The sequence below is a fragment of the Stenotrophomonas sp. NPDC077659 genome, assembly GCF_050268705.1.
In the GTDB taxonomy this organism is placed as follows: domain Bacteria; phylum Pseudomonadota; class Gammaproteobacteria; order Xanthomonadales; family Xanthomonadaceae; genus Stenotrophomonas.
This window is the reverse complement of sequence record NZ_JBNNHG010000109.1, coordinates 1-13,224: the sequence shown is the minus strand read 5'-3', so window position 1 is coordinate 13,224 and position 13,224 is coordinate 1. Positions and strand designations below refer to the sequence as shown.

Genomic DNA, 13,224 nt, shown 5'->3' with positions numbered 1-13,224 from the left:
GGGGATTAAGTCGTTTGTGCACAAACGACTTAATCCCCTCCGTCCCCTTTTTTTCGCACGAAAAAGGCCGGCTTTCGCCGGCCTTTCCCATTCACCACGCCGGGGCGTGGATCATTCCGATTCCCACCACATCCAGAAGCTGTCCCACAGGCGCTTGAAGAAGCCGGCCTGTTCGACGGCGGCCACGGCCACCAGCGGGGCTTCGGCCACGACCTTGCCATCCAGGGTCACCTTGACGGTACCGATCTGCTGGCCGGCAGTGAACGGAGCTTCCAGGGTCTTGGGCACGTCGATGCTCGGCTTCAGATCGTTGTAGCGACCGCGCGGCACGCTCACCAGCATCGGCTGGGCCACGCCCAGCTGCACCTTGTCGGTGGTGCCCTTCCACACCTTGTGCTCGGCCACGGCCTTGCCCGGCTCATACAGGCGATGGGTTTCGAAGAAGCGGAAACCCCAGTTCAGCAGGGCCAGGCTGTCATCGGCACGCTGCTTTTCCGACGAACCACCCAGCACCACGGCGATCAGGCGCTGGTCGCCACGCTGGGCCGAGCTCATCAGGCAGTAGCCAGCTTCGGAGGTGTGGCCGGTCTTGATGCCGTCCACGCTGCCATCGCGCCACAGCAGCAGGTTGCGGTTCTGCTGCTTGATATTGCCGACCTGGAATTCCTTCACCTTGTTGTAGGCGTAGGTTTCCGGGTAGTCACGCACCATCGCGCGACCCAGCAGCGCCAGGTCGTAGGCAGTGCTGTGGTGGCCTTCGGCGCTCAGGCCGTGGGCGTTGACGAAGTGCGAATCCTTCATGCCGATCTTGGCGGCGTAGCTGTTCATCAGCGAAGCAAAAGCTTCCTCGCTGCCGGCCACGTGCTCGGCCAGGGCGATCGCGGCGTCGTTGCCGGACTGGATCGCCATGCCCTTTTCCATGTCTTCCAGGCGCGCGGTCTGGTTGACCGGGAAGCCGCTGTAGCTGCCGTCGGTCCCGGCGCCGCCTTCGCGCCAGGCGCGCTCGCTCATCATCACCTGATCGTCGGCGCGGACCTTGCCGTTCTTGACCTCGGCGGCGAGCACATAGGAGGTCATCACCTTGGTGATGCTGGCCGGGGCCAGTTGTTCGTGGACGTTCTCACCCGCCAGCACCTGGCCGGTGGCGTAGTCCATCAGGATGTAAGCCTTGAACGCGCTGGGCACCGGGGCCGGCGGGGTGGCCACGACCGCCGGAGCGGCTGCAGCAGCGGGCGCCGGTGTGGCCGGGGTCGGCAGCGGCGTCTGGGCGGAAGCCAGGCCGACCACCAGGGTGGCGGCCAGGGCGGTGGCGGCGGAACGGAAATTCATTGGACTGCAGGCTCCAGGGGACGGCCAGAATGGAGGGTGGTACGAACGGCCATTGTAAGGCCGGTATGGCAAGGGCCGGCAGCACCGGCCCGGGCGGATCAATCCTTGACGATCTGCGGCGCACCCAGGCCGAGACCGGCGATGCGGCCGACAAGTTCCGCAGCGCTTGCATGGTCGCTGGCCGGTACGCGCAGGCGGAACAGGGTACGGCCACCGGCGGCGATGTCGCTGATGGTGGCCCCCACAATGCCGGCTGCGTTGAGCTGGCCCATCGCGCGGGTCGCGTTGTCACGGCTGGAGAAGCTGGCCACCTGCACCATCACCGCGCCCACCACCTGCTGCGACAGCGTCGGCGCAGGGGCGGCGGCAACAGGTGTGCTGCGAGGAGCGGGAGCCGCGGTGGCTCGCGGCATTGCGGCGGCAACGGCCGGCGGTGCGGCGACGCTGCGCGGGGGCGCTGCGCCAGGCGGCAGGCTGCTGACGGCCACTTCAGGCAACGCGCTGCTGGCGGCCTGGGTGGTGGCGGCCTGGCCACGGGCAGGTGCGCCGTCGGCCGGCAGGCGCTGGACCAGCCGGTCGATATCGCTGGGCGCAGCACGCGGGGTTGCCGCCGGGCGTGCGGCGGCGACGGTCGTGGTTGCAACAGCAGCTTCGGCCGCACGGCGCTCGCGGCGCGACGGTTTCTGCGCCAGCAGGTTGCTTTCGCCCGGCTGCAGCGCGCGCACTTCCACGTTGCCGGTGCCACGCTGGGTGATGCCCAGGCGCACGGCAGCGGCATAGCTCAGGTCGACCACACGGCCATCATGGAACGGGCCACGATCATTGACGCGCACGATCACCGATTCGCCGTTGTCCAGGTTGGTGACGCGGGCGAAGCTGGGCAGCGGCAGCGTCTTGTGCGCGGCGGTGAACTGGTACATGTCATAGACCTCGCGGTTGGAGGTCAGTCGGCCATGGAACTTGGCGCCGTAATACGAGGCGGTACCACGCTCGACATAGTCATGGGTGTCGTCGAGCACCTTGTACGACTTGCCCAGCACCACGTACGGCGACTTGTTGCCGATCACCGAGCGCTCGACGGCAGTTACTTCCGGTTCGGGGATGCAGGCCACGTTGGGCACGTAGGTGGGCGTGGAGTCCTTCACCCCCGGCTTGTACAGCCCGCCTGCGGTGTAGTTGCCGCGCGTGCTGAGGTCTTCGGTGGCGGCCGCATACGGCGAACCGTCCGGGCAGTGCGCCGGACGCCCGCCCTTGCCCTGCACCACGGTGCTGGGCACTTTGCCGCCATGGCCGGCACTGGGCTTGTCCGGTGCGCTGCTGCAGGCCGCCAGGGCCAGTACGACCATTCCGGGGACCAGCCATCTGATGTTCATGCCGGGGGCAGCTCCTGTCCGGCAATGGCCTGCGACAACTGGAACACGGCCATCGCGTACATCTTCGAGAGGTTGTAGCGGGTGATCGCGTAGTAGTTCTGGAAGCCCAGCCAGTACTGCTTGCCGGTGCTGCCTTCAAGCGTGACCGGGGTGGCGGTGGCACCCGGCTGCACCGGCACGCTGGGCTGGTAGCCGCGCTGGGCCAGATCGGCCAGGGACCAGGTGGGCATCCACTCGGTCGGGTTGAACTCCTCACGGCCTGCAGCCAGCGTCGCCGGCACCGCCACCTGGCCGCCACGCACCCAGCCGCCCTTCTTGACGAAGTAGTTGGCGATGGACGAGAACACGTCGTCGTAGCTGGTGAACAGATCGCGGCGGCCATCGCCGTTGCCGTCCACGGCGTAATCCAGGTAGCTGGAGGGCATGAACTGGCCCATGCCCATCGCCCCGGCGTAGCTGCCCTTGAGCGTGGTAATGTCCAGCTTTTCCTCGCGCCCCAGCTCGAACAGCTTGGCCAGCTCATCGCGGAAGAACAGTTCGCGGCGCACTTCGCGTTCCAGCTTGGCCGGGTCGCCGCTGCGCGGGTAATAGAAGGCCAGCGTGTACAGCGCATCGAGCACGCGGTGGCTGCCGGCGTTCTTTCCGTAGCTGGTTTCCACGCCGATGATGGCCACGATCACTTCGGCCGGCACGCCGGTGCGCTGCTGCACGCGGTCCAGTTCGGCGCGGTGTTCGGCCAGGAAGGCACGGCCGCCATCGATGCGTGCCTTGCTGATGAACATCGGCCGGTACTCGTTCCATGGCTTGACCCGCTCGGCGGGCCGCGACATGGCGGCGATGATCGGCTGGCGCACCTGCGCTTGGTCGAGCACGCGGGCGATCTCGGCCGGGGCCAGGCCATAGCGCTTGGCCGTATCGGCAATGAAGGTGGCGCGTGCGGTCTCGAACGGCACCGGGGTCAGGTCGACCGGCGGCGCGCTGGCGGCGGTTGCTTCCGGGGCGGCTTCAGCCGGGCCCGCGTGGGGTTTAGCGGCCGGATGGCGCGGCGTGCTGCTGGCCTGGTGTGAAATCGGCGGGGACGTCGGCTGGGTCGCGCAGGCGACCAGACCAAGAGTGAGCAAGCAGGCCAGGGAGCGTCGAATCATCGTCGCAGGTTAGCAGGTCATGGATGAATTAAAACCCCTAACACCATGAATCACAACGATTTGCCCGCGTTCAGAGGGAAATGTGAAGACGTTGTGATTAGCCTGCCCCATTCAGGCAGAGGCTGCCGGTTGCGCCCCCATCCCCGCAGGCGCAACCGGCGACCGGATCCGGTCGATACCTGCGCGGCTGCCGCTCCCCAGTGGCAGTACCTCCGCGCTCCCTGTATCCCTTGGATCAGTACTGCGTCCCGCCCGGCGCCCCCTTGCGCTGCATCAACAGACGGCACACCGTGCCGGACGGGCCGCCATTGTGCAGGCCGTTTGCGACAAGTCCATTGATCCGGATCAACACGGCGTCAAAATGTGAATTGCGTCAGATTTTTTTGGAACTTTCTCGGCGCGGAAGCGGTGTGGGTGATGCGTGGCGTGCGCGACTGCGCTGCGTGGATGCTGCTTCGCCTTGAGGTAGAGCCGAGCCCATGCTCGGCTGCTTCCGGCGAAAAGCAGCCGAGCGCGGGCTCGGCTCTACAGAAAGCGAAAAGCAGTCGAGCAAGCTCGACGCTACGAAAGCGGAAGCGCGGGTCTACCCGTAGCCGCCGTGTACCGGGTTGTGGCTGCGCACGGCCATCACCAGACCAAAGCCAGCCAGCAGGGACACCGCCGAGGTACCGCCGTAGCTGATCAGCGGCATCGGCACGCCCACCACCGGCAGCAGGCCGGAAATCATGCCGCCGTTCACCAGCACATAGACGAAGAACGCCAGGCCGGTGGCACCGGCCAGCAGGCGTGAATAGGAATCGCGCGACTGGCTGGCGATGTACAGGCAGCGCCCGATCACCACCAGGTACAGGGTCAGCACCAGGGCCACGCCCATCCAGCCGAATTCCTCGCTCAGCACCGAGAAGGCGAAGTCGGTGGTCTGCTCGGGAATGAAGTTCAGGTGCGACTGCGAGCCTTCGCCCCAGCCCTTGCCGTCGAAGCCGCCCGAGCCGATCGCGATCTTCGACTGGATGATGTTCCAGCCCGCCCCCAGCGCATCCATCTCCGGGTCGAGGAACATCATGATGCGATCCTTCTGGTACGGCCGCAGCAGCCAGAACCAGGCCAGCGGCGCGACCGCGGCCACGCCACCCACGCCCAGGCCCACCCACCACCACGGCAGGCCGGCCAGCAGCAGCACGAACACACCGCTGGCGGCAATCAGCACGCCAGTACCGAAATCCGGCTGCAGCATCACCAGGCCGGTCGGTACACCGATGATGACCAGTGCCACCAGCACCGTATTGAAGCGCGGCGGCAGGGGCATGCGGTGCAGGTACCAGGCCACCATCATCGGCAGGCTGACCTTCAACAGCTCGGCCGGCTGCAGGTAGAAGAACTTCAGGTCCAGCCACTGCCGGCCGTACTTGCCGGTGCCCAGCACGAACACCGCCAGCAGCGGAATCATCGAGATGGCGTAGATGAGCGGAGTGGCCGAGCGGATGCGCAGGATCGGCACCCGCGAAATGCCCCACAACGCCGCCATGCCCACCACGAAGCGCGCGCCCTGGGCCATCACCAGGCTGTCGCCGCCCGCGCTCTTCAGCGTGGCCAGGCCGATCACCATCAACGCGCCCAAGGCCAGGCACAACACCCAGTCCAGGGTGCTGAAGAAGCGGCGCAGCATGTCGCCGGCCCAGCGCAGGAAATCGCTCATCGTGCCGGTTCCGCAGGCGTGGGACGGGGGCTGGCCGGCAAGGCGGCAGCGGGTGCGGCGGGCGTACCCGGCGCAGGTGCAGGCGAGGGTTCCGGCGCGGGCATGCCGACCCGCACCGCATGCTCGCCCAGCTGGGCGGCCGCGGCGTCGCCGGCCGGGCGCGCGCTGGGGTCTTCGTTGTCGAAGGCGGTCACCCCGATGGCCGTCGTGCCACGCTCGGCATCCAGCGGCTGCATGCCCTCGGGCATCTTGCCCAGCAGGTAGGCATCGAACACCTTGCGCGCAATGGGCGCTGCGGCCGAACCGCCGTAACCGCCACCTTCCACCGCCACCGCGATCGCGATCACCGGGTTTTCTGCCGGCGCAAAGCCGACAAACAACGCGCGGTGGCGCAGATGCATCGGCAGGCTCTTCGGGTTCACTGCAGCGGTGCCCTTGCGGCTGATGACCTGTGCGGTACCGGTCTTGCCGGCCATCACGTACGGCGCTCCCACCGCCACGCGCCAGCCACTGCCACCCGGCCGCATGGTCGCCATCATGCCCTCGCGCACGGCCTGCACGTTGTTGGGGTTGGGGCTGACCGGCCTGCTCTCGCCGGGCGACATCGGCGTCCAGTCGCTGTCGAAACCTTCGCGCTGCTGGATCACCAGGTGCGGGGTACGCAGCTGGCCGTCGGCCAGGCCGCTGACGCCGCGCGCCAGCTGCAGCGGGGTGACCTTCCAGTCGCCCTGGCCGATGCTGATGTTGACGGTGTCGCCGGGGTACCAGGCTTCCTTGCGGCTTTTGCGCTTGTATGCCGGCGACGGCAGGATGCCGCCGATCTCGCCGGTCAGGTCGATGCCGGTCGGCTGGCCGAAGCCGTAGTACTCCATGTAGTGGTCGAAGCGCTCGATGCCCAGGTCCAGCGCCAGCTTGTAGTAGTAGGTGTTGACCGATTCGGCGATGGACTTGCGCAGATCGGTCCAGCCGTGGCCACCACGGTGGGCATCACCCCAGCCGCGCGAGGTGCCGGGCAGATAGAACATGCCGGTGGACAGCACCTTGTCCTCCGGACGGCGCACGCCGGAATCGAGGCCGGCCAAGCCGATCAGCGGCTTCAGGGTGGAACCGGGGGCGACGCCACCCAGCACCAGGCGGTTGAACTGCGGCCGCGAGGGGTTCTCGTTCAGCGCCTTGAAATCGGCGTGCGAGATGCCGTTGACGAACAGGTTGGGGTCGTACGACGGCAGGCTGACCATCGCCAGCACCTCCCCGGTACGCGGGTCCATCGCCACGGCCGAGCCTTCCTGGTCGCCGAAGGCGGCCACCATGGCGCGCTGCAGGTCGGCATCGATGGACAGGCGAAGGTCAGCACCGGATTGTGCCGCCACCCGGCCGATGGTGCGGATGGCGCGGCCCTGCACGTTGGTCTCGACCTGTTCGTAGCCGACCTTGCCGCGCAGCTGCTGCTCGTAATAGCGCTCCAGCCCCGACTTGCCGATGTGGGTCAGCGCCGCGTTGCCTTCGCCGAGGATCTCCAGATCCTTGTCATCCACTCGCCCGACATAGCCGATGATGTGCGCGAACAGATCGCCATAGGGATAGCGACGGGTCAGGTAGGGTTCCAGCTCCACGCCGGGGAAGCGCCAGCGGTCCACCGCGAAGCGCGCCATTTCCTCATCGGTCATGCGCAGCTTGAGGGTGACCGGCAGGAACCTGCGGCGCGCCTTGCGCGATTTGTTGAAGGCTTCCAGCTCTTCGGGGCTGATGCTGATGATCTTCGCCAGCCCTTCCAGGGTGGCGTCCATGTCCTTGACCTTGTCCGGGGTGATATCCAGACGGAAGGCAGGCACGTTCTCGGCCAGCAGGCGGCCGTTGCGGTCGTAGATCATGCCGCGCCCCGGCACGACCGGCCGCGGCTTGATGCGGTTGGCTTCCGAACGCGTGGCGTAGATGTCGTGGTCCAGCACCTGCAGCTTGAAGTACCAGCCGCCCAGGCCCAGCAGGCACACCAGCACGCCGAGGAAGCCCAGTGCCGCGCGGCGACGGAACTGTTCGGCCTCGGCGTGCGGGTTCTTGACCTGGCGACGCGGGATCATGGTTCAGCGCCCGCGCTTGCCGAAACGCACGGCGTCGAGCAGCACGAACACCAGCGGCCACAGGCCCATGCCCAGCAGCGGCGCCCACCAGTATGACCACGGCAGGGTTGGTTCGCCCACCAGGATGTGCACCAGCGCACTGACGATGCGGTCGTTGAACAGCAGGCCGCCGATGGCCAGCATCTGCTGCGACATCGGGAAGAAACGGATGCGGGCGCGGAAACGCTGCAGGATGAAGGCCAGCATCACCAACCGCATGGCCTGCTCACCGAGTACGCCGCCATACAGCAGGTCGGCGATGACGCCGCTGGTGAAAGCGATGCCCAGGCCCACGCGTTCCGGTGCCTCGATGACCCAGTAGGCCAGCACCAGCGCCAGCCAGTACGGGCGCAGCGGCTGCAGCAGCGCGGGCAGCGGCAGCAGGCCCAGCAGCAGAGCCACGACGAGGCTGGCTGGCAGCACCCAGCGGTTGTCGCGCAGGCGGCTCATCGTGCGGGCTCCTGCGGGGCGGGTTGGGTGGGTTGCGGTTGCCGGCCAGCGGCCGGCACTACCGGGGCCGACCCAGCGTCGGGTGGAGAGCTCCCCTCTTGTTGAGGGGGGCGCGCCGACGGCGCGGGGTTAAGGTGGGATGCCCCCCCGGCAGCCTGGTCTGCCGAAGGCAAACTTGGCTGTGGCGGTTCGCTGGCCGCAGGCAAGCGAACCGCCGCACCCGGGCGCAGCAGCAGTACGTCGCGGCCGCGGTCCAGCTGGGCGGCCGGCTTCATTTCGCCCACCAGGAACGCATGGGTGTCATCGGGGCGCAGCGCGGTGACGGTGCCGACCGGGAAGCCCGGCGGGAAGCGACCGCCCAGGCCCGAGGTGACGATCTCATCGCCGACTTCCACGCCCGCACTCAGCGGAATGTCGCGCAGTTGCAGGGTGTCACCACGGCCGTAGACGATCAGGCGCACGCCGTTGCGGGCCACGGTCACCGGTACGGCATGGTCCGGATCGGTCAGCAGCAGCACGGTGGAGGTGCCGCCGGTGGTACTGGTCACCTGCCCCATCAGGCCGCCGGCATCGATGACCGCCTGCCCCACGTGCACGCCATCGCGGCTGCCTGCATCCAGCACCAGGCGCTGCTTCACCGGGTCCAGGTCGATGTCCAGGATCGGCGCCAGCTGCACGTCCAGGCCACTGCGCTCGGCCACGTTCAGCAGTTCGCGCAGCTGGGCGTTGTCCAGCGCGGCGGTCTGCAGGCGGGTCAGGCGCGCGTTGGCCAGCAGCAGCTGGTTGCGCAGTTCGCGGTTCTCGGCCACCAGCTGGCCGTGGCTGGCGGCATTGTCGCGCACCTGGTTGCTGAGCTTGCCGGGCAGGCCGGCCAGCGCCCACACCGGCTGCACCAGCGCGTCGGCCTGGGCGCGCACGCGCGCCAGCCAGCCGGCCTGGTCGTCCAGCACGATCAGAGTGATGGCCATGGCCAGGTAGGCGAGCAGTCGCAGTGGACTGGCGGCGTCACCGGATCGGGAGGCTACGGGAGGACCGGCGTAAGGCGGCACGGCAACGATTCAATCAGCAGAGGGCGGAAGGGGAAACACGGCGGCGCCCCGCCGGTGCCGGCCCGCAGCAACGGGCCACACCCCGGAAGGGCGCTGCAGGCGCGGGCAGGCGGCAAGCCTCAGTCCGGCGCAAAAAACTCGTTGCCGTGCATGTCGACCAGTTCCAGCGCACGACCACCACCGCGGGCCACGCAGGTCAGCGGGTCGTCGGCCACCTGCACGTGCAGGCCGGTTTCCTCGGAGATCAGGCGGTCCAGGTCGCGCAGCAGGGCGCCACCACCGGTCAGCACGATGCCGCGCTCGGCGACGTCGGCGCACAGTTCCGGCGGGGTCTGTTCCAGGGCCAGCTTGACCGCGCTGACGATGCCCGACAGCGGCTCGTGCAGGGCCTCCAGCACTTCGTTGGAGCTGATCTTGATCATCTTCGGCACACCCTCGGCGAGGTTGCGGCCGGAGATCTCCATCTCGATCACTTCCGCCTGCGGGTAGGCGCAGCCCAGCTCGACCTTGATGCGCTCGGCGGTGGCTTCACCGATCAGCATGCCGTGGTTGCGGCGCACGTAGTTGGTGATCGACTCGTCGAAACGGTCGCCACCGATACGCACCGAGGCCGAATAGACGATGCCGTTCAGCGAGATCACCGCCACTTCGGTGGTGCCGCCGCCGATGTCGATGACCATCGAACCGCGCGCCTCGGTGACCGGCATGCCGGCGCCGATCGCGGCGGCCATGGGCTCTTCGATCAGGAACACATCGCGGGCACCGGCTTCCTCGGCCGATTCACGGATGGCGCGGCGCTCGACCTGGGTCGAACCGGCCGGCACGCAGACCAGCACGCGCGGGCTCGGGCGCAGCACGCGCGACTTGTGCACCTTCTTGATGAAGTGCTTGAGCATCGCCTCGGTATAGGTGAAATCGGCGATGACGCCGTCCTTCATCGGGCGGATGGTGGTGATGTGGCCCGGGGTACGGCCGAGCATCTGCTTGGCCTCGGCGCCCACGGCTGCCACCGAGCGGGTGCCACCGATGGCACGGTCCTGGCGCACGGCCACGACCGACGGCTCGTTCAGCACGATCCCCTGCCCGCGCACGTAGATAAGGGTGTTGGCCGTGCCCAGGTCGATGGACAGGTCATTGGAGAACATGCCACGGAGTTTCTTGAACATCTGAGGAAGGAGTCCTGAGGGGTGTCGTGCCCGCCGCGGGATGGCGAAAAAATGGGCAGAATTCGAGGCCGACAAGCCTAGCAACCCGCTTCCCGGCGAGCAAGGAAAAAACTAGCTGAACCCGCGACTTGGCTGCGTTTCGGCCTGATCGGGCATCACCCGGTTCTGGCCCTGAGCGGCACCAGCAGGTAACCTTTGCGCCGTCGGGCGCCCAAGGGCGCCATTTGCTTGCTGGCCGCCGCCAGCGGGCCACCCCCAAAATTCACCGAATAGGCTTACATCGATGTCCGCTCTGATCTGTGGTTCTCTTGCCTTCGACACCATCATGGTGTTCCCGGACCAGTTCAAGAATCACATCCTCCCGGACAAGGTGCACATCCTGAACGTGTCCTTCCTGGTGCCACGCATGCGCCGCGAACTGGGTGGCTGCGCCGGCAACATCGCCTACAACCTGAAGCTGCTGGGCGGCAGCCCGATCCCGATGGGCACCGTCGGCCAGGATTTCGCACCGTACCGTGAGCACTTCGAGCGCATGGACATCGACCTGAGCCAGGTCCGCGTGCTGGAAGACATGTTCACCCCGCAGTGCTTCATCACCACCGACCACGACAACAACCAGATCACCGCGTTCCATCCGGGCGCGATGATGCGTTCGCACGAGAACCACGTGAAGGACGTGCCGGGCGTCACCTTCGGCATCGTCGCCCCCGATGGCCGTGACGGCATGATCCAGAACGCGGCCGAGTTCCTGGAATGCGGCATCCCCTTCATCTTCGATCCCGGCCAGGCCCTGCCGCTGTTCAACGGCCCGGAGCTGCGTGATTTCATCGAGCAGGCCGACTACGTGGTGGTCAACGACTACGAGTCGAACCTGCTGCAGGAACGCACCGGCTGGGACGAGAAGCAGATCGTGAGCCGGGTGAAGGCCTACATCACCACCCGTGGTCCGAAGGGCGCGGTCATCCACACCCCGGAAAAGAGCTACGACATCCCGCCGGCGCACGAGCGCCGCGTGGTCGACCCGACCGGCTGTGGCGACGCCTTCCGCGCCGGCCTGATCTACGGCATCGAGAAGGGCTACGACTGGCTGACCATCGGCCGCATGGCCAACCTGATGGGCGCGCTGAAGGTCGAGCACCCGGGCACGCAGAACCAGCGCTTCACCTTTGAAGAGTTCCACGACCAGTTCAAGCAGCAATTTGGCTACGCGCTCGGCGCGTAACCAAATTGCCCGCGCATTTCACCTTATCCCCGCGCCTTCGGCGCGCCCCCTTGAACAACAAGGGGGCTCTCCACCCGACGCGTTATCTGGACCTGCTCTGGTAGGTGTCGACCTTGGTCGACACGGCCGGAACCTCCAGTCGAATCGCTGCCTGCTCTCTGTAGAGCCGAGCCCATGCTCGGCTTTCGCGCGCGTCGGCGCGACCTGACCGCAGAGCAGCCGAGCGTGGGCTCGGCTCTACACGGTCATGCGGCCTGCCAGGCCGACAACAACGCGCGGCAATCGGCGAAATGCCAATCGGCACGGCCTGGCCATGGGTTTTCCGGCAGGTTGACCAGCACGGTGCGCGCACCCGCTGCGCGGCCACAGTCCAGGTCGTAGGCGTGGTCACCCACCATCACCACCGCTTCGGCACCGATGCCCCAGCGCCGCAGGTGCTGCTGCACGCCATCAGGCGACGGCTTGGGGACGGCTTCGTCGCGGCCGATGATGTCGCCGTCATCAAACAGGTCCCCTACCCCGATCGCGTCCAGCGTCAGCTTCGCCAGCGCATGGTCGTTGCGGGTCAGGATGCCCAGCCGGCAACCCGCCGCCGCCAGCGCGCGCAGCAGCTCGACCGCGCCGGGCGCCGGCATCGCATCTTCGGCCAGGCCACGCTCGTGTTCCAGCAGCCAGGCGTGCTTCTGGGTCGCCTCCACGCCCGGCAGGCCCGCCAGATGCACCAGGATGTCCTCACCCGGCGGGATGCCCAGTTCGCGCTTGATGCGCTCGAAATCATGCATGGCCACGGTCAGCGTGCCATCCATGTCGAACACCCAGTGGCGCACCGCCGACAGCGCCGGCGCCACCACGGCGCTGGCCGTCACTTCCACCACTGCGGCATGCGGCTGGTGTCCACGCCGCCGGTCTCGAACACCGCCGTGCGGGTGCCACCGGCCTTCACCGGGAACTCGATGCTGATCGACTTGCCCTTCTGCGCCAGCTTCCACAGCGCCTTCTGGTCGGTGATGAACATGGCGATGGCCTCGTCGGTCTTCGGGCGCCAGGCGGCCATCGAAACCGGCTTGCCACCGTCCACGGTCACCTTCACCGAGCACTGCGGGCAGCGGAAATCGCCGGCCTGCAGCACCAGGTAGGCGTGGCGCTTCCACTCGGGATGGTCGCGGAACACCAGCTGCACCGGTTTGGCACCGCTGCCGTCCACGTCCACCCGTTCCTTGCTGTAAATGGTGGCCGAGACCTGCTTGCCCTTGCTGCCGACCGCAATCTCGTTGTATTGCCACAGCGCCTGCATGCGGCGCAGATCGCGCGCGGCATCGGCCTTGGCCTTCACCTCATCGAAGCCAGCGGCGATGCGCTCGGCCGCGGCGGTGTCCTTGTACTGGTCCAGCAGCGAACCGCCGTGGATGCGCGCGCGTTCCCAATCCTGCGCGGCCACGGCCGTGTCGTACTGCTTGGCGACGTCCTCGGCCTTGGCTTCCTTCTGCGTCTGGACGGCGGCAGCGGCGGCTTCCTGTGCCTTGCGTTCTTCCTCGGGGTTGCTGCAGGCGGCCAGGGCCAGGGCGCAGGCGGTGATCAGGATCAGTCGTTTCATGCGGAAGTCCTTCGTGTTTACGCTGCTGTGTAGATACCGTGTTGTCCTTGCCTAGGCAAGGACGACTTCAGGCTCAAACGGTC

General features: G+C 67.3%; 11 protein-coding genes. 1 reads left to right on the top strand and 10 read right to left on the bottom strand.

The features are described 5' to 3' along the window. Positions 1 to 111: 111 nt before the first annotated feature. From ACQKDV_RS14340 to ACQKDV_RS14305, 8 genes are all read right to left on the bottom strand, one after another. Complete coding sequence (locus ACQKDV_RS14340; protein ID WP_427784530.1) at positions 112 to 1,329, bottom strand: D-alanyl-D-alanine carboxypeptidase family protein; 1,218 nt, start codon at positions 1,327 to 1,329, stop codon at positions 112 to 114. Between the two features lie 98 nt (positions 1,330 to 1,427). Continuing rightward, positions 1,428 to 2,702: a septal ring lytic transglycosylase RlpA family protein gene (locus ACQKDV_RS14335; protein ID WP_427784528.1), complete on the bottom strand. Its 1,275-nt coding sequence runs from the start codon at positions 2,700 to 2,702 to the stop codon at positions 1,428 to 1,430. Next, positions 2,699 to 3,847: a lytic murein transglycosylase B gene (gene mltB / locus ACQKDV_RS14330; RefSeq protein ID WP_427784526.1), complete on the bottom strand. Its 1,149-nt coding sequence runs from the start codon at positions 3,845 to 3,847 to the stop codon at positions 2,699 to 2,701. Before mltB ends, ACQKDV_RS14335 begins: the two co-directional genes overlap by 4 nt. 583 nt (positions 3,848 to 4,430) lie before the next feature. Continuing rightward, on the bottom strand, positions 4,431 to 5,543 hold the full coding sequence (rodA, locus tag ACQKDV_RS14325) for a rod shape-determining protein RodA (protein ID WP_427784525.1): 1,113 nt from the start codon (positions 5,541 to 5,543) through the stop codon (positions 4,431 to 4,433). Beyond that, positions 5,540 to 7,621 carry a penicillin-binding protein 2 gene (gene mrdA, locus ACQKDV_RS14320; protein WP_427784523.1) on the bottom strand — a complete coding sequence of 694 codons (2,082 nt, stop codon included), beginning with the start codon at positions 7,619 to 7,621 and terminating at the stop codon, positions 5,540 to 5,542. The genes rodA and mrdA overlap by 4 nt, the downstream gene beginning before the upstream one ends. A gap of 3 nt (positions 7,622 to 7,624) precedes the next feature. Beyond that, positions 7,625 to 8,110 carry a rod shape-determining protein MreD gene (gene mreD, locus ACQKDV_RS14315; protein ID WP_367380372.1) on the bottom strand — a complete coding sequence of 162 codons (486 nt, stop codon included), beginning with the start codon at positions 8,108 to 8,110 and terminating at the stop codon, positions 7,625 to 7,627. After that, a complete protein-coding gene (gene mreC / locus ACQKDV_RS14310) occupies positions 8,107 to 9,159 on the bottom strand; it encodes a rod shape-determining protein MreC (RefSeq protein ID WP_427784521.1) in 1,053 nt (350 codons plus the stop codon). Before mreC ends, mreD begins: the two co-directional genes overlap by 4 nt. 119 nt (positions 9,160 to 9,278) lie before the next feature. After that, positions 9,279 to 10,325: a rod shape-determining protein gene (locus tag ACQKDV_RS14305; RefSeq protein ID WP_079223402.1), complete on the bottom strand. Its 1,047-nt coding sequence runs from the start codon at positions 10,323 to 10,325 to the stop codon at positions 9,279 to 9,281. A 283-nt stretch (positions 10,326 to 10,608) separates the two neighbouring features. Here ACQKDV_RS14305 and ACQKDV_RS14300 point away from each other — a divergent pair, with 283 nt between their 5' ends. Beyond that, positions 10,609 to 11,547, top strand: coding sequence for a carbohydrate kinase family protein (locus ACQKDV_RS14300; protein WP_079223403.1), 939 nt, complete (start codon positions 10,609 to 10,611; stop codon positions 11,545 to 11,547). Positions 11,548 to 11,792: 245 nt separating this feature from the next. On the opposite strand, the gene ACQKDV_RS14295 is transcribed toward ACQKDV_RS14300, so the two are convergent. Continuing rightward, positions 11,793 to 12,413 carry an HAD family hydrolase gene (locus ACQKDV_RS14295; RefSeq protein WP_427784520.1) on the bottom strand — a complete coding sequence of 207 codons (621 nt, stop codon included), beginning with the start codon at positions 12,411 to 12,413 and terminating at the stop codon, positions 11,793 to 11,795. Further along, positions 12,410 to 13,141 (bottom strand): hypothetical protein, encoded by a 732-nt coding sequence (locus tag ACQKDV_RS14290; RefSeq protein WP_427784519.1) that lies wholly within the window; start codon positions 13,139 to 13,141, stop codon positions 12,410 to 12,412. Before ACQKDV_RS14290 ends, ACQKDV_RS14295 begins: the two co-directional genes overlap by 4 nt. Positions 13,142 to 13,224 lie beyond the last annotated feature (83 nt).